General features: G+C 58.2%; 21 protein-coding genes. 12 read left to right on the top strand and 9 right to left on the bottom strand.

From position 1 onward, the window contains the following. The first annotated feature begins 28 nt into the window (after positions 1-28). The 8 genes from ACO6EE_RS06740 to holA all read left to right on the top strand — a co-directional run bounded on the left by ACO6EE_RS06740 (position 29) and on the right by holA (position 7,551). Positions 29-1,975, top strand: coding sequence for a 3'-5' exonuclease (locus ACO6EE_RS06740; protein ID WP_485960143.1), 1,947 nt, complete (start codon positions 29-31; stop codon positions 1,973-1,975). 121 nt (positions 1,976-2,096) lie between these two features. After that, positions 2,097-2,717, top strand: coding sequence for a trimeric intracellular cation channel family protein (locus tag ACO6EE_RS06745; RefSeq protein WP_070630996.1), 621 nt, complete (start codon positions 2,097-2,099; stop codon positions 2,715-2,717). Positions 2,718-2,909: 192 nt separating this feature from the next. After that, the gene (gatB, locus tag ACO6EE_RS06750; RefSeq protein WP_485960199.1) at positions 2,910-4,355 is read left to right on the top strand and encodes an Asp-tRNA(Asn)/Glu-tRNA(Gln) amidotransferase subunit GatB; all 1,446 of its coding nucleotides are present in this window, start codon (positions 2,910-2,912) and stop codon (positions 4,353-4,355) included. Positions 4,356-4,601: 246 nt separating this feature from the next. After that, a complete protein-coding gene (locus ACO6EE_RS06755) occupies positions 4,602-4,868 on the top strand; it encodes a SemiSWEET family transporter (RefSeq protein WP_003714312.1) in 267 nt (88 codons plus the stop codon). A 108-nt stretch (positions 4,869-4,976) separates the two neighbouring features. Next, positions 4,977-5,111 (top strand): hypothetical protein, encoded by a 135-nt coding sequence (locus tag ACO6EE_RS06760; protein ID WP_275042790.1) that lies wholly within the window; start codon positions 4,977-4,979, stop codon positions 5,109-5,111. 89 nt (positions 5,112-5,200) lie between these two features. Next, entirely contained in the window at positions 5,201-5,326 is a 126-nt protein-coding gene (locus ACO6EE_RS06765) for a hypothetical protein (RefSeq protein WP_275689221.1), read from the top strand. Positions 5,327-6,067: 741 nt separating this feature from the next. Beyond that, on the top strand, positions 6,068-6,544 hold the full coding sequence (locus ACO6EE_RS06770) for an LPS-assembly lipoprotein LptE (RefSeq protein ID WP_485960144.1): 477 nt from the start codon (positions 6,068-6,070) through the stop codon (positions 6,542-6,544). Then, positions 6,544-7,551, top strand: a complete 1,008-nt coding sequence (holA, locus tag ACO6EE_RS06775; protein WP_485960145.1) for a DNA polymerase III subunit delta — start codon at positions 6,544-6,546, stop codon at positions 7,549-7,551. The genes ACO6EE_RS06770 and holA overlap by 1 nt, the downstream gene beginning before the upstream one ends. A 393-nt stretch (positions 7,552-7,944) precedes the next feature. Here holA and dnaE read toward each other — a convergent pair whose 3' ends face one another. From dnaE to ACO6EE_RS06790, 3 genes are all read right to left on the bottom strand, one after another. Next, positions 7,945-11,376 (bottom strand): DNA polymerase III subunit alpha, encoded by a 3,432-nt coding sequence (dnaE, locus tag ACO6EE_RS06780; RefSeq protein ID WP_485960147.1) that lies wholly within the window; start codon positions 11,374-11,376, stop codon positions 7,945-7,947. Between the two features lie 166 nt (positions 11,377-11,542). Further along, positions 11,543-13,819, bottom strand: coding sequence for a DNA internalization-related competence protein ComEC/Rec2 (locus ACO6EE_RS06785; protein ID WP_485960148.1), 2,277 nt, complete (start codon positions 13,817-13,819; stop codon positions 11,543-11,545). Positions 13,820-14,029: 210 nt separating this feature from the next. Continuing rightward, complete coding sequence (locus tag ACO6EE_RS06790) at positions 14,030-14,599, bottom strand: L-threonylcarbamoyladenylate synthase (RefSeq protein ID WP_485960200.1); 570 nt, start codon at positions 14,597-14,599, stop codon at positions 14,030-14,032. Between the two features lie 363 nt (positions 14,600-14,962). Between ACO6EE_RS06790 and modA the strand changes: the two genes are divergently transcribed. The 3 genes from modA (at position 14,963) to ACO6EE_RS06805 (ending at position 17,335) form a co-directional block, all read left to right on the top strand. Continuing rightward, entirely contained in the window at positions 14,963-15,721 is a 759-nt protein-coding gene (gene modA, locus ACO6EE_RS06795; RefSeq protein ID WP_485960150.1) for a molybdate ABC transporter substrate-binding protein, read from the top strand. 256 nt (positions 15,722-15,977) lie between these two features. After that, positions 15,978-16,649 carry a molybdate ABC transporter permease subunit gene (gene modB / locus ACO6EE_RS06800; RefSeq protein ID WP_003824355.1) on the top strand — a complete coding sequence of 224 codons (672 nt, stop codon included), beginning with the start codon at positions 15,978-15,980 and terminating at the stop codon, positions 16,647-16,649. Beyond that, positions 16,646-17,335 (top strand): ATP-binding cassette domain-containing protein, encoded by a 690-nt coding sequence (locus ACO6EE_RS06805; RefSeq protein ID WP_485960152.1) that lies wholly within the window; start codon positions 16,646-16,648, stop codon positions 17,333-17,335. The genes modB and ACO6EE_RS06805 overlap by 4 nt, the downstream gene beginning before the upstream one ends. A 120-nt stretch (positions 17,336-17,455) precedes the next feature. Here the strand turns inward: ACO6EE_RS06805 and carA are convergent, their stop codons facing one another. From carA to ACO6EE_RS06830, 5 genes are all read right to left on the bottom strand, one after another. Next, on the bottom strand, positions 17,456-18,589 hold the full coding sequence (gene carA, locus ACO6EE_RS06810) for a glutamine-hydrolyzing carbamoyl-phosphate synthase small subunit (RefSeq protein WP_485960154.1): 1,134 nt from the start codon (positions 18,587-18,589) through the stop codon (positions 17,456-17,458). A 448-nt stretch (positions 18,590-19,037) separates the two neighbouring features. Beyond that, positions 19,038-20,609, bottom strand: a complete 1,572-nt coding sequence (locus ACO6EE_RS06815; protein ID WP_485960156.1) for a TerC family protein — start codon at positions 20,607-20,609, stop codon at positions 19,038-19,040. Between the two features lie 630 nt (positions 20,610-21,239). Beyond that, a complete protein-coding gene (locus ACO6EE_RS06820; protein WP_023887120.1) occupies positions 21,240-21,698 on the bottom strand; it encodes a threonine/serine exporter family protein in 459 nt (152 codons plus the stop codon). 3 nt (positions 21,699-21,701) lie between these two features. Next, the gene (locus ACO6EE_RS06825; protein WP_485960159.1) at positions 21,702-22,508 is read right to left on the bottom strand and encodes a threonine/serine exporter family protein; all 807 of its coding nucleotides are present in this window, start codon (positions 22,506-22,508) and stop codon (positions 21,702-21,704) included. A gap of 303 nt (positions 22,509-22,811) precedes the next feature. After that, complete coding sequence (locus ACO6EE_RS06830) at positions 22,812-23,372, bottom strand: hypothetical protein (RefSeq protein ID WP_485960161.1); 561 nt, start codon at positions 23,370-23,372, stop codon at positions 22,812-22,814. Positions 23,373-23,469: 97 nt separating this feature from the next. On the opposite strand from ACO6EE_RS06830, the gene ACO6EE_RS06835 reads away from it, so the two are divergent. After that, positions 23,470-24,219, top strand: coding sequence for a HesA/MoeB/ThiF family protein (locus ACO6EE_RS06835; protein ID WP_485960162.1), 750 nt, complete (start codon positions 23,470-23,472; stop codon positions 24,217-24,219). Between the two features lie 282 nt (positions 24,220-24,501). On the opposite strand, the gene ACO6EE_RS06840 is transcribed toward ACO6EE_RS06835, so the two are convergent. Beyond that, positions 24,502-25,149: a response regulator gene (locus ACO6EE_RS06840; protein ID WP_485960163.1), complete on the bottom strand. Its 648-nt coding sequence runs from the start codon at positions 25,147-25,149 to the stop codon at positions 24,502-24,504. Positions 25,150-25,179 lie beyond the last annotated feature (30 nt).

Here is a 25,179-nt window from a genome sequence, read left to right on the forward strand (position 1 = left end):
AAAACAAAGATTAAAGAGGAAAACATTTATGCCACAGTTTATCCCTGAACTGAGCGACCATATCCGCAAAGCCATGACCGCAGGCGAGCGTAAAACCGCCGATTTCCTGCGCGAATATTTGGCCGAAGACTGTATCGTTTGGTACAACGTGCCGATGGGTAAGAAACGGCTGTATGCCGATTTCCTCGTACTGTTTCCAAACAGGGGGCTGCTGTGCTTGGAAGTAAAGGATTGGGCGGGCAACAGCTTTAGGCGCATGACCCAGACCGAGTGCGAAATGGTGTTCGAGCACACCGCGAAAACAGTCAAACACCCGTTGGAGCAGGCGCGCGGCTATATGTTCCAAATCATCGACTTGTTATCAAAAGAAACCCGCTTGCAGCACACCGAGGGCGAATACAAAGGCAGGCTGCGCATCCCCTACGCGCACGGCGTAGTTTTTACCCGTTTCAACCGCAGCGACATCGCCAAAATTACCGACATCGCCAAATTCGACCATCTGATGCCGCACACGCAAACGCTGTATAAAGACGATTTGAAAAGTGGGCAGGGCAACGCGAACATCGCCGACAAGCTGGCCGCCATGTTCCCCTACCGTATCGAATGCAGCCTGAGCCGCAGCGAAACCGACCTCATCCGTTGGCATTTGTTTCCGGAAGTCCGCATCAACCCGCCCGAGCAGCAGGAACTTTTCTCTGCCGACCAGGCCGACGGCAAAACGGAAAAGCAGCCTGAGCATTCAGCTGCCGATACCCTGCCGCAGCCCATCGCCGCACCTGACATCATCAAAATCATGGATATTCAGCAGGAACAGCTTGCCCGCAGCATCGGCGGCGGCCACCGCGTCATCCACGGCGTAGCAGGCAGCGGCAAAACCCTGATTTTGCTGATGCGCTGCCAATACCTGGCCGAACAGTCCGACAAACCCGTTTTAGTGCTGTGCTACAACCGCGTATTGGCCGATAAATTACGTACCGCCGTGGCCGACAAAGGCTTGGAGGAAAAAGTGGAAGTGTGCAGTTTCCACCAATGGTGCGGCAAACTGCAAAAGGCATATGGGCTGGAAACGCCCGAGCGCTACCGCCACCTGCCCGGTTACGAACACGCCCCGCTGACCGTGCTGCAAGCCATGCACGACGGCACACTTCCCGGCGGCCGCTACGGCGCGGTGCTGATTGACGAAGGCCACGATTTCGAAGCCGACTGGCTGCGCCTGAGCGTGCATATGCTCGACGCCGACAACGGCCATTTGCTGCTGCTCTACGACGATGCCCAGGCCATCTACAAAAAAAGCGGCGCAGGCTTGGGCTTCACCCTATCCAGCGTCGGCATCAAAGCCCAAGGCCGCACTACCATCCTGCGCCTGAACTACCGCAATACCAAAGAAATTATCGGATTCGCCTACCTGTTTGCTCAAAACAAAATGCAACCGCACGAAAGCGGCGAAGACGGCGTACCGCTGGTCGAGCCCGAAGCCGCAGGCGTAAACGGCATTTCGCCCTACATCAAAGAATGCCCCGACTGGCAGGGCGAGCTCGACTACCTTGCCCGCTGCCTTGACAAATGGCTCAAAGACCGCATTCCGCCGCAAGACATCGCCGTCATCTGCTACAACAAAGAACAATGCAACGACGTTGCCAAACTGTTGAAACAAAAAGGCATCCGCCACTCCCTGCATTACGGCGGCAGCAAAAAGGCTTACAATCCGCATGATAACGCCGTTGCCGTCTTTACTATGCACAGCAGCAAAGGCCTCGAATTCCAGCGCGTGATGTTGATGGGTATCTGCACCTTGAAGCATAAAGACGCAAACCAGGAAGCCGACAACACCCGCCTGCTCTACGTTGCCATGACCCGCGCCCAAAACTACCTGATGATTACCCTTTCCGGCAGCGGCCTCTACCAAAGCCGCCTGCTCGACAGTTATCGGCAGTTCAAGCAATTAAACGGTAACAATGCAGATAAGGCTACCTGAAAGCAATTTAAGATTACTAACCAGCATGAATGCCCAACCCATGAAACTTTTCAGGTAGCCTCTAAGGCCGTCTGAAAACCTATTTAACCACCTAACACTGCCTGCAAGGCTACCTGAAACCATGACCACCACCGACTTCATCCAAATCATCGGCACCGCCGCCTTCGCCGTGTCCGGCTACCTCGTCGGCTACAGCAAGCGGCTCGACGTGCTCGGCGTGGTTATCACCGCCTTGCTCACCGCCGTGGGCGGCGGCATGATGCGCGATGCGCTGGTGGGGCATGTGCCGCAGGTGTTCCGGCACACCGATGCACTCATCGTGGTATTCGCCACCCTCGCTATCGCCTGGCTGCTGCGCGTACAACGCTACCGCCGCACCCACCTTGCCGCGGCTTTCCTGATTGCCGATGCTATCGGCCTGGCCGCCTTCAGCATCACCGGTGCACAAATCGGCATCGGCCTGCAATTAAACCTGTTCGGCGTGATCGTACTCGCCTTCGTCACCGCTGTAGGTGGCGGCATCGCCCGCGATATTTTGGTAAACGACGTGCCCATCGTATTGCGTGCCGACCTCTACGGCAGCGTTGCCATCTTCATCGGCGGGCTAATGTATTTCCTCGCGCGGCTCGGCTGGATAAACGCCTTTACCCTGCATCTGCTGTTTGCCGCCGGCCTGTTTCTGCGGCTGGCTGCCTACCGCTTCCACTGGCAGCTTCCCGGCTTCCAGCCGCGCAGAAAATAGCGGTAAAAGGCCGTCCGAAAGATAGAATCTAGGTTTTCAGGTAGCCTCTGCCCACCCGGAAACCCTTATAGTGGATTAACAAAAATCAGGACAAGGCGGCGGGCCGCAGACAGTACACACGTTACGGCAAGGCGAGCCAACGCTGTACTGGTTTTTGTTAATTCACTATACAAACCGATTAACCCTTCTTCAATAGAAAGACCCCTTATGACCTGGGAAACCGTAATCGGACTGGAAATCCACGTCCAACTCAACACAAAATCCAAAATCTTCAGTGGCGCATCGACCGCATTCGGTGCGGAACCCAACGCGCACGCCAGCGTGGTGGAATGCGCACTGCCGGGCGTGCTGCCGGTAATGAACCGCGAAGTCGTTGAAAAAGCCATCAAATTAGGCTTGGCTTTGGATGCGAAAATCAATCAGAAAAACGTGTTCGACCGCAAAAACTACTTCTATCCAGACTTACCAAAAGGCTATCAAATCAGTCAGTTGGATTTACCGATTGTCGAACACGGCAAGCTGGAAATCGTGGTCGGCGACGATGTAAAAACCATCAATGTAACCCGCGCGCACATGGAAGAAGACGCAGGCAAATCCGTGCATGAAGGCTTGAACGGCGCAACCGGTATCGACTTGAACCGTGCCGGCACGCCGCTGTTGGAAGTGGTCTCCGAACCCGAAATGCGCTCCGCCGCCGAAGCCGTTGCCTACGCCAAAGCTTTACACAGCTTGGTAACCTGGCTGAACATCTGCGACGGCAATATGGCGGAAGGCTCGTTCCGCGTCGATGCCAACGTATCCGTGCGTCCGAAAGGCCAAGCGGAATTCGGCACGCGCCGCGAGATTAAAAACCTCAATTCCTTCCGCTTCTTGGAGCAGGCGATTAATTACGAAGTGGAAGCGCAAATCGAGATTTTGGAAGACGGCGGCAAAGTACAGCAGGCAACCATGTTGTTTGACCCGGAAAAAGGAGAAACCCGCGTGATGCGTTTGAAAGAAGATGCACACGACTACCGTTACTTCCCCGACCCTGATTTGCTGCCCGTCATTATTTCAGACGGCCAGTTGCAAAAAGCCAAAGAAGAAATGCCCGAACTGCCGAAAGAAATGGCGGTACGTTTCGTGGCGGATTACGGCGTATCCGACTACGACGCGCGCCTGCTCACCGCCAGCCGCGTGCAGGCTGCCTATTTTGAAGAAGCCGCCAAAGCCAGCGGACAAGGCAAGCTGACTGCCAACTGGATGAACGGCGAACTCGCCGCCACGCTGAACAAAGAAGGCATGGAACTTGCCGACAGCCCGATTACCGCCCCGCGCCTCGCCGCGTTGGTGGGCAAAATCGCCGACGGCACTCTAAGCAGCAAATTGGCGAAAAAAGCCTTTGAAGCCATGTGGGCGGAACCCGAAGCCACCATCGCCGAAATCATCGAAAAACACGGTTTGCAACAAATGACCGATACCGGCGCGATTGAAGCCATGGTGGACGAAGTGCTGGCCAACAACGCCAAAGCCGTGGAACAATTTAAATCCGGCAACGAAAAAGCCCTGAATGCGATTGTGGGACAAGTGATGAAAGCCAGCAAAGGCAAAGCGAATCCCGCGCAGGTGCAGGAGTTGATTAAAGCGAAGTTGGGGTAAATAAAGTGCAGGCTGCCTGAAAACAGATTTTCGGATTTCAGGCAGCCTGTCGATTAAAAAAAGGCTGCCCTAGATAGCTAAGAAAAGTGTAAACAACGTAACGATTTCCTACAGGAAACCGCGCGGGTAAATATTTGCTCTACAGCCAGTCAAATCCTTGTTCGGAAAGCCTCCTTTTCGATAGCAATATTGCTCCGCTATATTAAAGGCCGTACAATAAAAATTTTTGAGAAAGGATACTTATCTATGATAAGCAAGAAAAAATTCAATGCTTTTATCGGAAGCATAGGCGCGGCAATCGGGATTTTTGTATTCATCGCCTATATCCCCCAAATTATCGCTAATTTGGAAGGGGAAAAGGCGCAACCGTGGCAACCTCTGTTTGCGGCAGTATCCTGTTTGATTTGGGTTTTATATGGTTGGAGTAAAGAACCCAAAAAAGACTGGATTTTGATTGTGCCCAATGCGGTTGGCGTGATATTGGGTTCTTTGACTTTTCTGACCGCACTTTAAAAACAACCGACGCGGTAGCGTAATCGTCATCATAAAGGCTACCTGAAAACGATAAAAGGTGTTTCAGGTAGCCTGAAACCATTTTAAAAACCGAAAAAGGAAAATGCTATGAAAACCGTCGCCGTTATTCTCTTGGAGCAGTTTGCCGACAGGGAATCCACTTTGCTGACTCCGGTTTTACAACAATTTACCGGCGAAACGGTATTGCAGCCGCGCAAGATATTTAATGAAGACGGGGAATAGGCAGACACCCCCGACCGAACGCCGGGCGGTTTTTTAGGCCGTCTGAAAGCCCCCCGATTTGTCCTTTTGCCCGAAAGAAAGCCCGAACCATGCTGATTAAAGAGGAGGCCTTTATTCTTCCCGATGAAATCGAAAATCCGAATATGCGCCTGTATTGGTGGGTTGCTTGGCAAAATGGGCGAACCTATGCGTTGGGCTTAAACCGCCTGCGCTGATGCGGGCGCAAATAAAGTTTGCCGCCCAAATATTCAGGCCCAACAGCATGAATGCCGGGCAAAACGGATTGGCACTGCCGATTCTGCGCAAACTTTGCAGATGCAGCCTTAAACTATCCTGAAAGGCTACCTGAAAATGCCTAACCGTTTTCAGGTAGCCTCCTCTTCTGGAAACAAGATGATCAACCTATCAACAGATGAGGCATTGGGCACCGCTGCCATAGCCGCGCACCAATTTTCATTCAAGAATAAAGCGTATCTACTACTACCCCAGCGTTGCGGCTGCTTCTCCTGCCTCGCTATCTTCCGCTCCACCGAGCTGAGAGAAAGCGACTTTGTCCGGAAGACGACGGGCAATACACGGCATGCTGCCCTTATTGCGGCATCGACAGCGTTATCGGCGAAAATTGCGGATACGCAATCACCCTGGAATTATTGGCAGCCATGAAGGACTATTGGTTTTAAAGGCTGAGTATGCTGCAGAATTTTCAGGTAGCCTGTTTAGCTCTTAGTGTAAGGCGGCGACAGCCTGGTGTATCTCATTTGCCTGAGCATGCTGCTGATTCCCAAATTCGAACGGCGCCCCCTGCAAGACCGGTTTATGGGTTCGGTGGTGGTATCGCTATAACAAAGGCTACCTGAAAGCCTATGCTGCCACTTTTCAGGTAGCCTCCCCCATCCACAATCCGCTAGAATACGCCCCTAGCCGCCGTCTCTTGCGGCGCAAGCCAAGGAAACACCATGAAAAAATATCTGATGCTGCCCCTTTTGCTGTTGTTGGCCGCCTGCGGCTTCCGCCTGGCCGGCAGCGACCCCGCGCTCAACCCGCCCCTGCCCTATCAAACCTGGGCCGTGCAAGGGCGCGAACTGCAGCAAAACATCGAAACCGAACTGCTGCGTCGCCACGCCAAGCTCGACAGCGCCTTTGCCGATGCCATCGTCAAAGTAACCTCTATCCAAACCAATAAAAACATCCAAACCCTCAACCTCTCCGGTACCGTAACCGAATACCAGCTGGAGCTCAAAGTGTCCGCCCAAGCCTGGCGCGGCGAAAAAGCCCTGGGCGAGCCGATGATGATTACCGTATACCGCACGCTGGACTACAGCGACAGCGAAATCCTCGGTAAACAAGAAGAAGAAGCCCAACTCTGGGCCGATATGCGCGTGGATGCCGCCCGCCAGCTCGTGCGCCGCCTAGGCTATCTGAAAGCCGAATAATGGCCGCCATCAGCACCGAACGCCTGCTGCCGCAGCTCAAACAGCCCCTGCAAGCGCTGTATGTGCTGCATGGCGAAGAAACCCTGCTGCGGATAGAAGCCTTAGACGCCATCCGCGCCGCCGCCAAAGAGCAAGGCTACCTGAACCGCGAAACCCACACCCCCGACACCGCTGCCGACTGGCAAGACCTTCTCGCCTCCGCCAACAGCATCGGCCTGTTTGCCGAACTCAAACTGCTCGAAATCCACCTGCCCGGCGGCAAGCCCGGCAAAACCGGCGGCGAAGCCCTCGAACAACTGGCCGCCAACCTCCCGCCCGACACCGTAACCGTCATCCTCCTGCCCAAACTCGAGCGCGCCCAAACCCAGGCCAAATGGTTTGCCGCCCTCAGCCGCAGCGGCACCGTGGTCGAAGCCAAAGCCGTTGATGCCCAAGCCCTGCCCGGCTGGATACGCGGCCGCCTCGCGCAGCATCATTTATCCATCGGCAACGAAGCACTGGCCCTGTTTGCCGAGCGCGTGGAAGGCAACCTATTGGCCGCCAAGCAGGAAATCGACAAACTCGCCCTGCTCCATCCCGCCGGTCACGAATTGGGCATTGCCGAAACCGAAGCCGCCGTGGCCGACGTAGCCCGCTTCGATGTATTCCAGCTCGCTGCCGCCTGGATGAGCGGCGAGCCCGCCCGCGTGGTGCGCCTGCTCGAAGGCCTAGAAGCCGACGGCGAAGAGCCCGTGATGCTGCTGTGGATGCTGGCCGACGATATCCGCACCCTCATCCACCTCACCGCCGCGCTCAAACAAGGGCAAACCGTCGCCCAAGTGCGCAACAGCCTGCGCCTGTGGGGCAGCAAACAACAGCTCGCCCCCCTGGCCGTGCGCCGCATCGCTACACCGCGCCTCATCGCTGCCCTGCAAGAATGCGCCCGCATCGACCGTATCATCAAAGGCGCAGAAACCGGCGAAGCCTGGCCCGCCATCCGGCAGCTGCTGGTGAGTTTGGCCGGCTAATTTAGTCTCGATGCCACACAGGCATGCTGGCAGCTCGCCTGCCCAATATAGCGATCGAGCGTGCCTATCCTCATCAATATTTATTACCGTCTAAATCACTACAGGCTACCTGAAAACCCCTCCTGCTCTGTTGCAGAAAGCTTTCAGGTAGCCTGCTGTCTTCAGCATACCGGGCATCCATGCCTGATCTATTGCTATTGGCACTGACAAAATGACTTTCAGGTAGCCTTGAGTAGGCTACCTGAAAGTTTTCCAAACCATCGTGGATTATTTGCCAATCACAGCTGCGTGTTGGGCTCCGCCTGCGGCCACACCACCCTACCAAACCGATACATTTTCAGGTAGCCCCAAAGGCTACCTGAAATCTCTCCGGCCGTCCTTTTCAGGTAGCCGCTACCAATTCACTCCCACCTGCCGCTCGCCCAAGAGCGACACCAGTTCTTCCAAGAGCTCGGTGCTGAGGCAGGGCTGCCAGCGGCTGTCGGGGATCAGCTCGCCGCTGGCTTTATCGTTGACGTAGTGCAGGCGCAGGGGGACACGTTTGCCTTCGCCGCTTCGCTGCAACAGTTCGGCCAGGCGGGGAATGTTGTGGTGGGGGGCGAGGTGCAGGGTGAGGGCGCGGGCGTAGTGGCTGCGGGCTTCCTGCAGGGTGTAAACGCGGTTGGCGATGATGCGCAGGCCGTCTTCGCCGCCATAGTCGTCGCGGCTGATGCGGCATTCGGCAATTAGCACTTGGTCGGCGCGCAGGGTGTCGCGGCCGAGCTGTTCGAGCGTTTCGCCGCTAACCATCACTTCGGCTTTGCCGCCGGTGTCTTCCAGCGTGATGAAGGCGATTTTGCCGCGCTTGCCCACCATGCTGCGGATGGCGGTGGCAAAGCCGGCCACGCGCACGTTGTCGTTGGGCTTGAGCTGGGAGAGGCGGGTGGGGGCAAATTGGCGCACTTCTTTTTCGGCCGGGCCGAATGGGTGGCCGGAGAAATAAAAGCCGATGGCCTGTTTTTCTTCGGCCAGAAGCTCGGCTTCGCCCCAAGCGGGCACGTCGATCATCTCCAAGGGGGCAATCGCGTCTTCCACCATATCGAACAGGCCGCCTTGGTTGGCATTTTCTTCCTGCTGCTCGGCATTGCTCATGGCCAGGTCGATATTGGCAAGCAGGCGGGCACGGTTGGGTTCGATGCTGTCGAATGCACCGCCGCGCACCATGGCTTCGATGGTGCGGCGGTTGATGTGCTGGCGGCTCACGCGCTCGCAGAAGTCGAACAGGCTCTTAAACGCGCCGCCTTCTTCGCGCGTGGCCACAATGGCTTCCACCGCGGCTTCGCCGGTGCCCTTAATCGCGCCCAGGGCGTAGCGGATGCGGTGTTGGGCATCGGGCTGGAAGTGGTAGCCGGAATGGTTGACATCGGGCGGCAGGAAGCGGATGCCGTTATCGCGGGCATCGTCGTAGAACAGCTTGAGCTGGTCGGTATTGTCCAACTCGCTCGACATGGTGGCGGCCATGAATTCGGCCGGATAGTGGGCTTTGAGCCAGGCGGTTTGGTAGGCCACCAAGGCGTAGGCGGCGGCATGGGATTTATTGAAGCCGTAGCCGGCGAATTTTTCCATGTAGTCGAAGATTTCATCGGCTTTTTCGCGGGCAATGCCCTGCTTGGCCGCGCCTTCGGCAAAGATTTCGCGGTGTTTCGCCATTTCTTCGGGCTTTTTCTTGCCCATGGCGCGGCGCAATAAGTCTGCCCCGCCGAGCGAATAGCCGCCGATTACCTGCGCGGCCTGCATCACCTGCTCCTGATACACCATGATGCCGTAGGTGGGTTGCAACACGGACTCGAGCAGCGGGTGCATATATTCAAAACGCGCGCCTTTCATGCGGGCGATGAAATCCGGAATCAGATCCATCGGGCCGGGGCGGTAGAGCGATACAAAGGCGATGATTTCTTCCAGCTTGGTGGTGTTGGCCTGCGCCAGCATCTTTTTCATGCCGGTGGATTCAAACTGGAACACCGCCGTGGTGTTGGCCTTGCGGAACACTTCGTAGGCTTGCTGGTCGGTGAGGTCGATGTGGTTCACATCGATGCGCTCGCCGGTGGTTTGCGCAATGAATTCCTGCGCCATTTCGATGATGGTGAGGTTGCGCAGGCCGAGGAAGTCGAACTTCACCAGCCCGATGTCTTCCACGTCGCCTTTGTCATACATGGAAACGGGCGAGGCGGATTCGTCGGCCTGATACACCGGGCAGAAATCGGAAATCTTGCCCGGCGCAATCAACACGCCGCCGGCGTGCATGCCGAGGCCGCGCGTGAGGTCTTCCAGCTTTTTGGCCAGCTCCATCAGCTCTTCGGCCTCTTCCTCTTCCAATACCTTGGCGATTTCCGGCTCGGCCTCCATCGCCTTTTCCAGGCTCAGCGGTTTGTTGGCCTCCAGCGGAATCAGCTTGGAGAGCCGGTCGCACACGCCAAACGGCAGCTCCAGCACGCGCCCCACGTCGCGGATCACGGCTTTAGACGACAAGGTGCCGAAGGTAACAATCTGGCTCACCGCCTCGAAGCCGTATTTTCGGCGCACATATTCAATCACGCGGCCGCGGTTGTTTTGGCAGAAGTCGATATCGAAGTCGGGCATCGACACGCGCTCGGGATTGAGGAAACGCTCAAACAGCAGCGCATAGCGCAGAGGGTCTAAATCGGTAATTTTTAAAGAATAAGCCACCAGCGAGCCCGCACCCGAGCCGCGCCCCGGCCCCACCGGGCAGCCGTTGTTTTTCGCCCAGTTGATGAAGTCGGCCACAATCAGGAAGTAACCCGGGAAGCCCATCTGCACGATGGTGCCCAGCTCGAAATCCAGCCGCGCCTGGTATTCCGGCAGCTTTTGTTCGCGCTCCGCCTCATCCGGATAGAGCGCGGCCAGCCGTTCGCGCAGGCCTTGGTTGGACAGGTGGGCGAGGTAGTCGTCCAAGCTCATGCCGTCGGGCGTGGGAAACTGCGGCAGGAAGTTTTTGCCCAGCGTAAGCGTGAGGTTGCAGCGTTTGGCGATTTCCACCGTGTTTTGCAGCGCCTCCGGCAAATCGGCAAAACGGGCGGCCACCTCTTCCGGCGAAGCAAAATACTGGCCGGCCACAAACTCGCGCGGGCGGCGTTTGTCCGCCAGCACCCAGCCGCCGGCAATACACACCCGCGCATCATGCGCCTTGAAATCGTTGGGGTTTAAAAACTGTGCCGGATGGGTGGCCACCACGGGCAAGCCCAGCTCTGCCGCCAATTTGAGGCTACCTGAAACCGAAGTTTCCCATTCCGGTTTTTCAGGTAGCCTTTGCAGTTCCAAATAAAAAGCATCGGGAAACCATTGCGCGTATTTCTGCGCGGCGGCGCGGGCGGCACTGTCATGGCCGTTCATCAGCTGGCGGCCTACTTCGCCCAAATGCGCGCCGGAAAGGCAAATCAGCCCTTCGTTGCCGCCTTCGGCCAGCCATTGCGGCTCCAGCTCGGCATGAGCAACGTTGCGATCCGTGCCCACATAAGCGCGGGTAAGCAGCTCGCACAGGCGGCGGTAGCCCGCTTCGTTGCGCACCAAGAGCATGGCGCGGAAGGGCTGCTCCGGATTGTCCGGATTCGCCACCCACACATCCGCCCCCACCACCGGCTTGATGCCCGCGCCACGGCAGGCTTTGTAGAATTTCACCAGGCCGAACGTATTCATCAAATCGCTGATGCCCAGCGCGGGCAGGCCGAAAGCAGCAGCTTTCTTCACCAGCTCTTTGATGCGCAAAGTGCCGTCGGTGATGGAAAATTCGGTGTGTTGGCGCAGGGGGATGTAAACAGGGGCGATCATATTTCGGGCTTGCGGAGAAGTGGGGCTACGCGCTTTCAGGTAGCCTGATTGGAAATAGGAAGGGCGCACATTGTACCGCAAACGGCTGCTGAACGCGGGTGAGTGATGAAGTAGCGGCAAGATTTTCAGGTAGCCTCCGGATTCACAAACAGGCTACCTGAAACCTTCATTCCTCAAACGGCTTGCGCTGCCAAAACCTTCTGCCCAAGCGCTGCGGCCGCATTGCCCCGCCCTGCCCCAGCAAGAAATCCAGCTGCCCGCTGCGGGCGGTGGTGTAGAGCCGGATGCGGTGGGCGGAGAGGCGGTGGCGCACGATGGCGGCGGGGTGGCCGTAGGGGTTGGCGAAGCCGTTGGCCGCCACCGCCGCTTCGGGCGCCACGGCGTTCAGATAAGCCGAATCGGATGAGGAGCGGCTGCCGTGATGCCCCAGCACCAATAATTGGCTGTGCAGCGAATCACCGTATGTGCCCACCAGCCAGCGCTCGCCCGCGATACCCAAATCGCCGCCCGCCAGCACCGCCTGGCCGCCCGCCAACACGCGCAGCACGCAGCTTTGTTCGTTGTCGTCGGCTTCGGGGTTTCGCGGCGGGGTGAGGAATTCAAAATGCACGCCGTCCCACTCCCACGCGGTGCCGCCGGCACACCATTCGGCTGCGCCGGCATAGGCTTCCGGCTGGCCGGCATACAGTTTGCGCGGCGCAAAGACTGCCTGAACGGCGGGGAAGCCGCCATCGTGGTCGGCATCGTGGTGCGAGAGCACCAGCACATCGGGCGGCGGCAGCCCCTGCGCCAGCAGATTGGGTACCAGTTGCGTCTGCGCCGCCCCCGCCGTGCCGGTGTCGAACAGCAGCCAATGATTTTGCGTGCGCACCTGCAAGGCAAACCCCTGCCCCACGTCGATAATCCGCACCGCCGCTGTGCCGTGCTCCGGTGCGGGCGTGCGATACAGGCAGGATGCCGCCAGCACCAGCGCCGCCCAAGGCCGCAAGCCCAGGCCGCGCGGCAACAGCCACACCGCCAGCGCAGCCAACACGGCCAGCCAAAATAGTGGCGGCAAATGCGCCAGCGCGCCGGTGGGCACCCAACTGCCCGCCCACACCACCGCGCCCATGGTGTGCTCGCCAATAGCGGCCGCCATGTTCAGGTAGCCTTCAAACGGCAGCAGCACCGCCAGCAAAGCCAGCGGCACCAACACCCAGGAAAACCACGGAATCAGCAGCGCATTGGCCAAAGGCGCGGCCAGCGGCACGGTGCCGAACACCTGCCCGGCCTGCCAAAACCCCAACAGCGTGGCCGCATATTGGGCGCGCAGCGCAGTGCGCCATTGGCCGGAATGTTTGGCCGCGTTCAGCCAGCCGCCTTCCGGCGCATCATCCTCCGGCACAGCCTCCAGCCGCCCTTGCGCCACCCAAATCAGCGCCGCCACCGCGCCGAAGGAAAACCAAAAGCCTACGCCCAAAGCCGAGAGCGGGTCGAACAGCAGCACTGCCGCCAACGCCTGCCACCAAGCCCGCCACGGCGCAGGGCTGCCGCGCCGATACCATTGCCAGGCAAACACCGCCAGCATCAGCAAACTGCGCTGAATCGGCACGCCGAAGCCGGCCAAGGCCGAATAAAACAAAGTCGCGGCCAAGCCCGCCGCCAAATACCAGCGGCGCGGCTCGGCCAACGGCAGGCGCAGCAGCAAAAGCCGCGCCAAATATGCCGCCGCCAGCGCCACCATACCGATGTGCAGCCCCGACACGCTGATCAGATGATTGATGCCCAACACACGAAACGCCTGCCAATGCTCATCCGCCAGCCCGCCGTATCCGCCGCCGCCCAAAGCCCGCATCAGCACCGCCCCGTTCGGGTAGGTTTCCGCCGCCTGTTGCCAAGCCTGCTGCCGCTCGTATCGCCAGTTTTGCCAACGCGATGGCCAGCCCGTGTCCGGCGGCAGTTCCAACCGTTCGCGAACCGCCGAAGCCATGCCGTCGATATGCCGGCTCAAGGCCCAAGCCTCGCGGTCAAAGCCGTTTTCATTGCGCTCGCCCACCGTAGGCCGCACCCGCACCGTCATCCGCCAGCGGCTGCCCGGCCGCCATTCGCGCAAATACCGGTCTGACACCAGCAGCCGAAACCGCTCCCCCGCTTCCGTTTGCGCCCAAGCCTCAAACTGCACCGCCTGAGCCGATGCCTCCGCCACCGAGGCTACCTGAAAATCCAGCCGCACCCGTTGAAACTCCGGCTCCGCCGGCCACTGCTGCGATAGCGCCAGCTGCACCCGCCACACGCCGTAAAGCAGCCCGCACAGCAGCCACCACGCCCCACGGGCGCGCCGGAAGCAGCCAAGCAAAGCGAGCAGCAGCGCCAAGGCAGAGGCAACGGCAACAAAATGTGCTGCCGGCAACAAAAAAGCCAGCAGCACACCCGCCACCCAACAGCACAACCCGCCCAAGCGCATAACTACCTCATTGTTTATTCGTTTTAATTTTAGCTGATTAAAATAAGAATGCGACAAGGCAGCAAGCCGCAGACAGTATGAGTAATACGGCAAGGCAAGCCAACGCCGTAGCATTCTTATTTTAATCAACTATAGATTGCCTTATAGCAAACCGCTGGAGAATTGGCAAAGAAGGATAAAGGCTACCTGAAAACAGCTTTCAGGTAGCCCCTAGCGCAAATACACCCCGCTCTGCGCATCTACAATCCGGCTCGGCCGCTTCGACCCGCCGCAGCGGCCGTTGACCACATACACATCCCGCCCGAAGCAGCGCCGCACCTCGCGCTGATGCCGCAAAGCCCGCCGCCCGCTGCGGTTGCACGAAGTGGACACCAGCGGCGTGCCCAGCAGCGCGCACAAGCGCCGTGCCCCAGCATGCGCCGGCACGCGCACTGCCAACTTCTCCCGCCCGCGCCCGCGCAACAGCGTCGGCACGCTATCGGCTGCCGCAAACAAAAACGTAACCGCCGCTGGCCAAGTGCTTTGCGCCAGCCGGCGTTGGTTTTCAGGTAGCCTTTGCAGCAACGGTTCAAGCTGCTTCAAATCATTACCGATAACAATCAATCCTTTATGCTGCGGCCGTTTTTTCAGCTGCATCAGCCAGCGCAAGGCACGGCGGTGCGTGGGCAGACAGCCCAAGCCGTAGCTGGATTCCGTGGGATAGGCCACCAAGCTGCCGCGGCGCAGGTGTGCGCGCAGCCCTCGGGCAGCAGCGGCGGAAAGGATGCGTGGGAACATGATTCTTGCGGGATGTTTATGCGGGATGAAAAGCGGTATTGTAATCTGAAACCGTCGGGCTGTTTACCGTGTTGTCATCCTGTTTGGATTTTGCAGCAGTTCGTTTTCCTGCGAAGACCTCGTTTTAGCTCCGCAGAAACGCACCCTCCCCCGGAAATCTCGTTTTCACTGCATCGACTTTCAGGTAGCCTGCACTCTTCCGCACCCGCTTGCCCCTACCCAATTTACTTTACTTGCCCGCCGATAGTTCTTTCAGCATAAGCCGAAAGAACTATTGCCCGCTAAGAAGCCGTTGCTAAAATTCCGCGCGCTTCAGGTAGCCCTATTGCTTGGGCTGCTATTTACACCGCCTAAAGGAGAAAACAAATGCGCCGTTTCAGCCAAACCGCCCTTATGCTCGCCCTGGCTTGTGCCGCCCTGTCGGCCTCAGCCAAAGAAATTACCGTTTCCGCCGCCGCCAGCCTGAAAGAAGCATTTCAGGAAATCAACACTGCCTATGGCCGTGCCCATCCCGACACGCAGATCCATTTGAACACCGCCGCTTCCGGCGTTCTGCTGCAACAGCTGGTGCAAGGTGCGCCGGTGGATGTGTTGGCCACTGCCGACCAGGAAACCATGGATAAGGCTGCCGAAGCCAAGGTTATCGCTCCCGCCAGCCGCCGCACTTTCGCCACGAATGATTTGGTGCTGATTCAGCCGCAAAACGCCGCCGTACGCGTGAACACTCTGCAAGATTTGAGCAAACCGCAGGTGCAGCGTGTGGCCGTTGGCAACCCCGCCAGCGTGCCGGCCGGCCGCTACACCAAGGCCGCGCTGGAAAAAGCCGGCCTGTGGCAGACGGTGGAAGGCAAAATGATTTCCACCCAAAACGTGCGCCAGGCGCTGGATTATGTATCGCGCGGCGAAGTGGATGCGGGCTTTGTGTACCGTACCGATGCCATGCTGGTGCGCGACCGCGTGCGCATCGTGCGCGCCGTGCCGCTGGAAAAACCGGTGTCCTACGCCATTGCCGTAACCGCTTCCAGCAAAGATGCCTCCGAAGCCGCCCGCTACTTAGACTTCATCCGCTCGCGCGAAGGCAGCCGCATTTTGCAGAAATACGGCTTCAATCCGGCCAGACGCTAAGCTTGAACGGTAGGAGAAGAGGCTACCTGAAAAGTACAATAGTGCTTTCAGGTAGCCTTTGGCATGGCAGCGGGCGGGTATAAAATCTGCGTCTACCAAGTTTCAGGTAGCCTCTGATGGCTGCAAAAATTGCGCTGTCAGTTGGAATCAGCCTGCTGCCCAAACCCGATTTGCGGCGGTGCGCAAACCGTATTGCACGGATTCAAGCCGCCGCTCCCTTCTCCGCTACTTATTACGCTATTTCAAAGGAATCCGTGTGTTTCAAGACGTATTGCCCGCGCTGCTGCTCTCGCTGAAAGTCTCCTTTTGGGCGAGCGGGCTCAATCTCGTGCTGGGCGTGGCCGTGGGCTGGCTGCTGGCACGCTGCCGCTTTCCCGGGCGCAACCTGCTAGACGTGGTGCTCACGCTGCCGATGGTGATGCCGCCCACCGTGATGGGCTACTACCTGTTGGTGCTATTCGGGCGCAACGGCGTGCTCGGGCAGCTGTTGCAGGAGTATTTCGGCATCAGTCTGATTTTCACTTGGCAGGGTGCGGTGCTGGCGGCAACGGCGGTTACCTTCCCACTGGTGTGCAAGCCGGCGCGGGCGGCGTTTGAAGAAGTCAACCCGCAGCTGGAGCAGGCGGCACGGGTGCTCGGTTTGGGTGAATGGGCGGTGTTTTTGCGGGTTACGCTGCCTTTGGCCTGGCGCGGCATTTTGGCCGGCCTGCTTCTGGCCTTTGCCCGCGCACTGGGCGAATTCGGCGCCACGCTGATGATTGCCGGCAGCATCCCCAACCAAACGCAAACCCTCTCCATCGCCGTATATGAAGCCGTGCAGGCCGGCGACGACGCGCTGGCCACCAAGCTGGTGATCCTGATTTCGGCGGTGTGTGTGGCTGTGTTGTGGAGCGTGAACCATCTGGCCAAAGCAAAGGATAAAGCATGAGCGGCACACCGGTTTTCGATTTTGCCTTTCACACGCGGCTTACCGGCGGCGGGCAGACTTTTGAGCTGGATTGCCGCTGCCAAAGCCAAGCCAAACGGCTGGCCATCGTGGGCGAATCCGGCTCGGGCAAAAGCCTCACTTTGCAGCTGCTGGCCGGGCTATTGCGCCCGCAGGCCGGGCATGTGCGCATTGGCGGCACATGCTACGGCGACACCGAAAAGCGGCTGTGGCTGCCGCCGCAACAGCGGCAGGCCGGGCTGCTGTTTCAGGATTACGCTCTGTTCCCGCACCTTACGGTGGCGCAAAACATCGCCTTCGGCCTGCGTCACGGCTGGCGCACTCCGCCGCAAAAACAGGCTGTACAGCTGGCCGGATTTTGGCTGGAAAAAATGCAGCTCGCTTCCCTGGCCGCACACTATCCGCACCAAATCTCCGGCGGCCAACGCCAGCGCACCGCCCTCGCCCGCGCCTGCATCGCCAGCCCGCGCTGGCTGCTCCTGGACGAACCCTTCTCCGCCCTCGACATCGGCCTGCGCCACCGCATGCGGCAATGGCTGCTGGATTTGCAGCAAGAGTTAGATATTCCCATGCTGCTCATCACCCACGATCCGGAAGACAGCGAAATCCTCGCGCAGGAAGTGGCGCATATGTCGGCCGGCCGGCTGGCACACGGCGTGCCCGGCTAAACGCTGTGGCAATGGTTATAAAAAGGCTACCTGAAAACCGGAAAATGGTTTCAAGTAGCCTTTAAAATTTCAGGTAGCCCTCGCTATGTGTCAAAGGCTACCTGAAACAGAAGGAAGCGATTAAGCCCGATTCGCCGCTTTCATATTGTCAATAAATTTGTCAAACAGATAGCCGACATCTTGCGGGCCGGGGCTGGCTTCGGGGTGGCCTTGGAAGCAGAACACGGGTTGGTCGGTCAGTTCGATACCTTGTAATGTGTTGTCGAACAGGGACTTGTGGGTAATTCTTGCGTTCGCGGGTAGGGTGTCGGCATCGACGGCGAAACCGTGGTTTTGGCTGGTGATGACGACTTTGCCGCTGTCCAAGTCTTGTACGGGGTGGTTCGCGCCGTGGTGGCTGAAGTGCATTTTCAGGGTTTTTGCGCCGATGGCGAGGCTGATGAGCTGGTGTCCCAAGCAGATGCCGAAGATGGGTTTGCCGCTTGCTATCAGTTTTTGCACGGCTTCGATGGCATAGGTGCAAGGCTCGGGGTCGCCAGGACCGTTGGAAAGGAACACGCCGTCGGGGTTGAGTGCCAACACGTCTTCCGCACTGGTTTGGGCGGGAACGACGGTCAGGCGGCAGCCGCGTGCGGCAAGCATACGCAAGATATTGGTTTTTACGCCGAAATCGTAGGCGACGACGTGGAACGGCTGTTCGGCAGGGGTAACGAAACCTTTGCCCAGCGCCCATTCACCTTCGGTCCATTCGTAGGCTGCTTGGCAGGAAACTTCTTTCGCCAAATCTTTGCCGACCATGCTGCCGAACGCGGCGATGAGTTCTTGCGCTTTTTCAACCGTGGCGTCCGCGCCGGTCAGAATTGCGCCTCCTTGTGCGCCTTTTTCGCGCAACATGGTGGTCAGGCGGCGGGTGTCGATGTCGGCGATGGCGACGGTTTTGTTGCGCACCAGATAGTCGTGCAGGCTTTCGGAGGCGCGGAAGTTGCTGTGCAGCAGCGGCAGGTCGCGGATAATCAAGCCTGCGGCATAAACGCTGCGGCTTTCTTCGTCTTCGGCATTGGTGCCGGTGTTACCGATGTGGGGGTAGGTGAGGGTAACGATTTGTTTGCAGTAGGACGGGTCGGTCAGGATTTCCTGATAGCCGGTCATGGAAGTGTTGAACACGACTTCGCCGGAAGTCGAACCTTCGTAACCGATTGATGTGCCGTGAAATACGCTGCCGTCAGCGAGAACGAGAAGGGCGGGAGTGGTCATGATTGGTGTCCGGATGCGGGGGATAAAAAAACACGTTTCGCGGCTTTTAAAGCGATGCAAAACGTGCTTCGGCGCGGGCAGTGCTGCCTGCCGGAAGCACGTTATTTTAATGGACAACAGGAGGGCGGGGCAAGTTTGAACCGGGCGGTTTCAGGTAGCCTGAACGTTAGCGCAGGCGGCTTATATCCAGCCGCTACCCTACCGAAGGCTACCTGAAAACATATAGTGAATTAACAAAAACCAGTACAGCGTTGGCTCGCCTTGCCGTAACGTGTGTACTGTCTGCGGCTCGCCGCCTTGTCCTGATTTTTGTTAATCCACTATAACCTAAACGAAATTCAAACGATACCTTTGCCGGAAAACTGGTTGCTGCAGAACCCAAACAAGGCCGCCGTATTTTTCAGGTAGCCTTTGAGTATTATCGCAAAGGCTACCTGAAACCCTGCGATTATTCCGGCAGGCGGCTGATGCGGATTTGTTCGATGCGTTGTCCAGCTTTGGCGGCCACGGTAAAACGCCAGCCGTGGTAGTCGAGGGTGTCGCCCACTTCAGGCAGGGTTTTCAGCTCTTCCATCATCAGGCCGGCCACCGTGTGGTAGTCGGCATCTTCTTCGGGCGGGGGCAGGCCAAGCTGCGGGGCGAGCTCGGCGTATTCGTGACTGCCGTCCACCAGCAGGCTGTCGCTGCTGTCAGTGTTGTTTTCGCCGGATTGGGTATTTTGCTCTTTACGCTCGTAGGCTTCGGGAAATTCGCCGGCAATGGCGGAGAGCAAGTCTTTGGTGGTAACCATGCCCTGCACGGCGCCGAATTCATCCACCACGAGGGCGTAGTCGGCACCGCTGTGGCGGAATTGTTCGATGGCGGAAAGGGTGTTGGTGCTGTCGGGCAGGATGAGCGGCTGGCACAGGGCGGCCTGGATATCAGGCTCTTCACCGCTGAGCAGCTGGTTGAGCAGGTCTTTTTTGTTGATGTAGCCCAAAGGCTCGTCGGCACCGGCTTTGCCCACCACCAGGAGGCGGGAATACGGGGAGTTTTGCAGCTGGGCATATTGCTGCTCGCGGCTTTGGGAAATATCGAGGCGTTCGATGTCGCGGCGGGGCACCATGATGCCGGGCAGGGGGCGCTCGGCTAGGGTGAGCACGCTGCGGATCATGGATTTTTCGTTTTCTTCAAAGTGGCCGGCATCGTGGTTTTCTTCGCCGGCTTTAGCCAGCATGGTTTCGCGGATGCCCATCATGCCGAGCACGTTTTCGGCGGTACGGCGGCGCCAAGAGCGGCTGCCGTAGGCGTTTTTGTCGGTGTTGCGCTGGGAGATTTGGTTGAACACTTCAATCAGCACGGAGAAGCCGATGGCGGCATACAGGTAGCCTTTGGGGATGACTACGTGGAAGGCTTCGGCAATCAGGCTGAAGCCGATCATCAAGAGGAAGCCGAGGCACAGCATCACCACGGTGGGGTGGCGGTTGACAAATTCGGTGAGCGGCTTGCTCGCCCAAATCATCATGGCCATCGCCACAATCACGGCGGCCATGGCGATTTGGATATGCTGCACCACGGCCACGGCGGTCACCACAGCATCGATAGAAAACACGGCATCGAGCACGAGAATCTGCAACACCACGCCCCAAAACGGTGCATGCTGTTTGCGGTGGTCGGTGTCGGAAACGGCGTAGTGATTGGCACCCTCCAGACGCTCGTGCAGCTCGGTGGTGGCCTTATACAGCAGGAATAAGCCGCCCACAAACATGATGATGTCTTTGCCGGCCACGTCCAGCCGCCCCAATGCAAACAGCGGAGTGGTGAGCTGCATGATACGGCCCATAAAGGCGAGCATGAGCAGCCGGATGAGCACGGCCAAAGTCAGGCCGGTGATGCGGGCACGGTCGCGCTGGGCGGGGCGCACTTTGCCGGCCAAAATGGCCACGAACACCAGGTTGTCGATGCCGAGTACGACTTCGAGAATAATCAGCGTAGCGAAGCCCAGCCAGGTTACCGGGTCGGCCAGCCAAGAGAAATCCATGAATGTGAATCCTTGATTACAAATAATAACAACAAACAAAGGCTACCTGAAAACGCTATGAGCAGCTTTCAGGTAGCCTTTAAATACATGCCGTGCACACACTTATCCGCCGAGGCAGGCTCGGGCTCTGGAGATGAGGGGGAATCAGTGTGCATATTGGCGTGGAAAGAATGATGAGGCGGTAAGTTTAGCAGATTGCGGCGGCTTGCTGAAGAATTATGGCTTCGGCTATAGTCGAAGTGTATTTTTAATAAGGCTTTTGGCGAGACTTAGGCCACATAACATTCGGAAAGGTTGGGGTTCAGGCGGCTTGCCAAATTTCAGGTAGCCTTCCTCACACCTGCCCTGCTCCCCATTGCGCCTTATACCGGCGCGGGGCACTTCCTTTCTTTGCGTCGCCAAAGAAAGGAAGCAAAGAAAGGCGACTGCGGGCGCGGGTTTGCTGCGCAAACTTCCCTCACTCCACGCAATTTTTCGGGCGGGCTCGCAACTTGCGGCTGCGCCGCTTCGAACATGCAAGCCCTTATTTCCCGAAAAACCGCGCTCCGTTCGGCTGCGTCAGCAGAGGGGCAGCAAGATGGTGAGTTTGTGGTGAAGATGCTGTTGTGAAGGCTGCTAGAAGAGTAGTCGCTACACCACCGGCCGCTGTCGATAAAACAGCAGCCCCGGCAGCGCCAACCCGAAGGCCAGTGCGCCGATAACGAAGCCGGATTTCACAAAATAATCCACCGCCTGCCCCAAAAGCTGCTCGGAGAAGCCCTTGTGGTTTATCTGCACCAGCGCAATCATCGCCTTATACACATACACCCCCGGAATCATCGGAATGATGGCAGCCACGGTAAACACTTTCGGATGCGCCCGGTAGCGTTGCGACAAATACACGCCGATAAAGCCCACCAGCGAAGCCGCACACAGCGTGGCCAAGCCCTGCGACAAGCCAAACTGCATCATGAGCGTGCGCGACCCGTGCCCCAGCGCGCCCAAATAAGCGCAGTATTTCAACGCATTGCGCGGCACATTAAACAAAATCGCAAAGCCCACGGCGGGGATGGCGGCGAAAAACATATCGTCTAGCAAATTCAGCAGCATGGCTTAATCCCAAGCGGAAACATTCAACAGGCTCAAGGCCAACACAATGCCCAAACAGGTGCTGAAGGTGAGCAGCGTGGCCATTGCCCAGCGGCTCATGCCCATATTCACATGGCCTTTGAGCATATCGGCCAGCGAATTAATCAGCGGTACCCCCGGCACCAGCAGCAACACGCTGGCCGCCGTAGCGATTTCCGGGTGTGCGCCCCAGCCGAATTTCAGCGCCATGCCCGACACCATCGAAGCCACAAAAGCGGTTACCGCAAACACCACCGCCGGATTGTAATGCCGTGCCGACAGCGACTGCCGCACCCACATACCGCAGGCCGAAGCAATAAACGTGATGAAGCAAATCAGCTGGTCGCCGCCCGAAAGGTGGGCAAAGCTCGCACAAGAGAGCCCCACCATAAACACCACAAAATAGCGGTTGTATTTTTCCGGCTTCACCGCATCCATCCGCTCGCGCACTTCCTGCACGCTATACAGCCCGTCTTCAGCATCTAGCACGATATGCTGCACCGCCGTGATCACCGACATATTGATGCCTTTGTCGAAATTCTTGCGCGTGGTGGTGGTGCACTGGTTGCCGCGGCGCGTGGTGATCACAATCGCATTCGGCGTGAGCGCGCACTCCACGCTGTCCATGCCCAGCGCACGGCCCAGCCGCACGGCGATTTGGTCGATCAGCGTGCTTTCCGCGCCGTATTGCAGCAGCAACAGCGCGGCATGGATGCACAGGCGCGTGATTTCCTGCTGCTGTGCGTAATCATCGGAAACGGAGGGCGGGGAGATGGGTGCGGGAGTCGTCATCTGAATAAACCGGTTGGCAAAAACGGAAGGAGACGGCTTGCGGAAAACGGCTGGAAATGCTGCGGGCAGCAAGCCATTTGCTTGGATGGATAAGGAAGCAAATTATACCGCAAGCCACATCTAGCAGCCACTTATCGCCGAAGGCCGCATTTCCTGCCACGGTGGCTCATTTGGCTAAAAACCAATTTGATTCAACCGGCGATATAGCCAGCAAAAAGGCTACCTGAAATCCTTCACTTCACAGAAATTCTGCTGTGCCGTATTTTCAGGTAGCCTTTCATCGTGTCAGATTCAGCCTACTTGCTATCTACTGCCGCCACGTGATCTCCATAGCTGCAGGATAGCCTGCTTCTGCTCGGGCGGGATGGCCGTATCCTGCACCAACACCGTCTCCTTGCCCTGCAAATCGCGGATGGTGATGCGGTATTGTTGGTGCGTGGTGCCTGCTTGATAAAGCCACGGCACCTGTTGCGGTGTCAGTTTGCGGGCGGCGGTTTGGCCGATCCAATCGAACGTGCCGTCGCCGTTATTGTAGAGGTAGGAGCGTGTGCCGTCGGCATGCCGCTGCCAGGCTTTGGTGGCAGTAGTAGGGTGGCGGCTATCGTCAAACACCACACCCAACTCGCCGCCGCGGGTACGCTCGATTTTCACCGAAGCCACGCGAGGCGCATTCTTCAGGCGGATGCCGAAACCATAGCGGTAGCTTGAATTGGCGGCGCTCCTGCCAACTTCGGCCTGTACCCCGCCCGCCGCTTCTATTTTGTAATCTGCCGTCTGCTGCCCACGCGGCATACCGCCCACAGTCGAACACGCGCCCAGCAAAGCTGCGGCGGCAAAAGGCAATAAATATTTGGCTGCTTTCATTTAAACCTCCTCCTGGCGATAAGTACGGTCATTCTATCAGCAAGCACCAATTTCCACGATATAATCCCCTCCCCGACCACCCTGCCCCCACACCGCCATGAACGACCACCAACTGCTGCGCTACAGCCGCCACATCCTGCTCGACGAAATCGGCACCGAAGGCCAGCAAAAACTGCTGGATGCCTGCGTGTTGGTGCTCGGCTGCGGCGGGCTGGGCAGTGCCGCCCTGCCCTATCTGGCCGCTGCCGGCGTGGGACGGCTGATTATTGCCGACCACGACTGCGTTGACGAAACCAACCTCCAGCGCCAAACCGCCTACCGCGAAGCCGACATCGGCCGCCTCAAAACCGAAGCCATGGCAGGCTACCTGAAACAGCTCAACCCCGCCTGCCAAATCGAAACCCACGGCAAACTGGATGAAGCCGCCCTGCTGCGCCTGCTGCCCCAATGCCAGGCCGCGCTCGATTGCAGCGACAACTTCTCCGCCCGCCAAGCCCTCAACGCCGCCGCCTGCGCCACCCGCACCCCGCTGGTTTCCGGTGCCGCCACCCGCTTCGACGGCCAAATCGCCACCTACCGCCCCGACCTGCCCGGCCAGCCCTGCTATGCCTGCCTGTTCGACCGCGAGCAAGACAACGACGGCGCCTGCGCCCTGTTCGGCGTATTCGCCCCGCTGGTGGGCATCATCGGCACTACCCAAGCCGCCGAAGCGCTGAAAATCCTGCTCGGCCTGCCTGCCGAAAACGGCGTTTTGCGCTGCTACAACGCGCTCAGCGGCCAATGGCAGCACTTCGCCATCCCAAAAAATCCTGCCTGCAAAGTGTGCGGCGAGCATGAAAGAGGCTGAAGGGGCTACCTGAAAACACCCGTAGCGGGTTAGCCGCAGGCATCAGCCCCATACCAGCACAACTGTAAACGTTGCATTGCAGCTTGCAGCCCAACGACAAAAAGGCTACCTGAAACATTTTTCAGGTAGCCTTTTCCAATGACAGACCACTGATCACTCACTGTAGGCTGAATGCCGGAATCCCACACCAGCCAGCCATTGGCAACAGCAATCGCCGCCAGCCTTCCGTCTTGCAGTTTTCAGGTAGCCTCATCCAAAGGCTAGCTGAAACCGCCAACCGCATCACTCCTCTTCCTTATCCAAGCCCAGTTCGCGGGCATACACGGCGGCACGCACGCGGTTGTCGATGTTGAGTTTGCGGAAGATATTCTGCATATGCGCCTTCACTGTGTTTTCAGATAAAAACATCCGCCGGGCAATCATTTTGTTGCTGATGCCGCCGGCCACGTAGCGCAACACATCGCGCTCGCGCTGGGTGAGGGAATTGAGAATGGCAGAGTGTTCGGGCGGAATGCTCTGGCCGGCGTTGTTCATTTCGGGCGACACGGTTTGCTGCCCGGCCACGGCTTGGCGGATGGCGCCCACCAGGAAATCGGTGTCGGCGTTTTTCAAAATATAGCCGCGTGCGCCCAGCTCGAGGCACTTTTTCAGGTTGTCGGCATCTTCGGAAATGGTGAGCATCAACACCGGCAGCCCGGGCTGGAAATCGAGCATTTGAGCCAGGGCTTCGGGGCCGTTCATCACGGGCATTTCCACGTCGAGCAGCACCAAATCCGGGCGGTGGAAGCGGGCAAGCTTCACGCCTTCGAGGCCGTCGGTGGCTTCGGCAACAATTTCAAAACCGTATTCCTGAGCCAGCAGAAAACTGAGCCCGCGCCTGAACAGGGGGTGGTCGTCTACCAAGAGGATGCGGATGCCGGGGTCAGTCATGGGCTACCTGAAAATGGTGGGTATAGTGGA

The sequence above is a fragment of the Eikenella sp. genome (assembly GCF_057315495.1).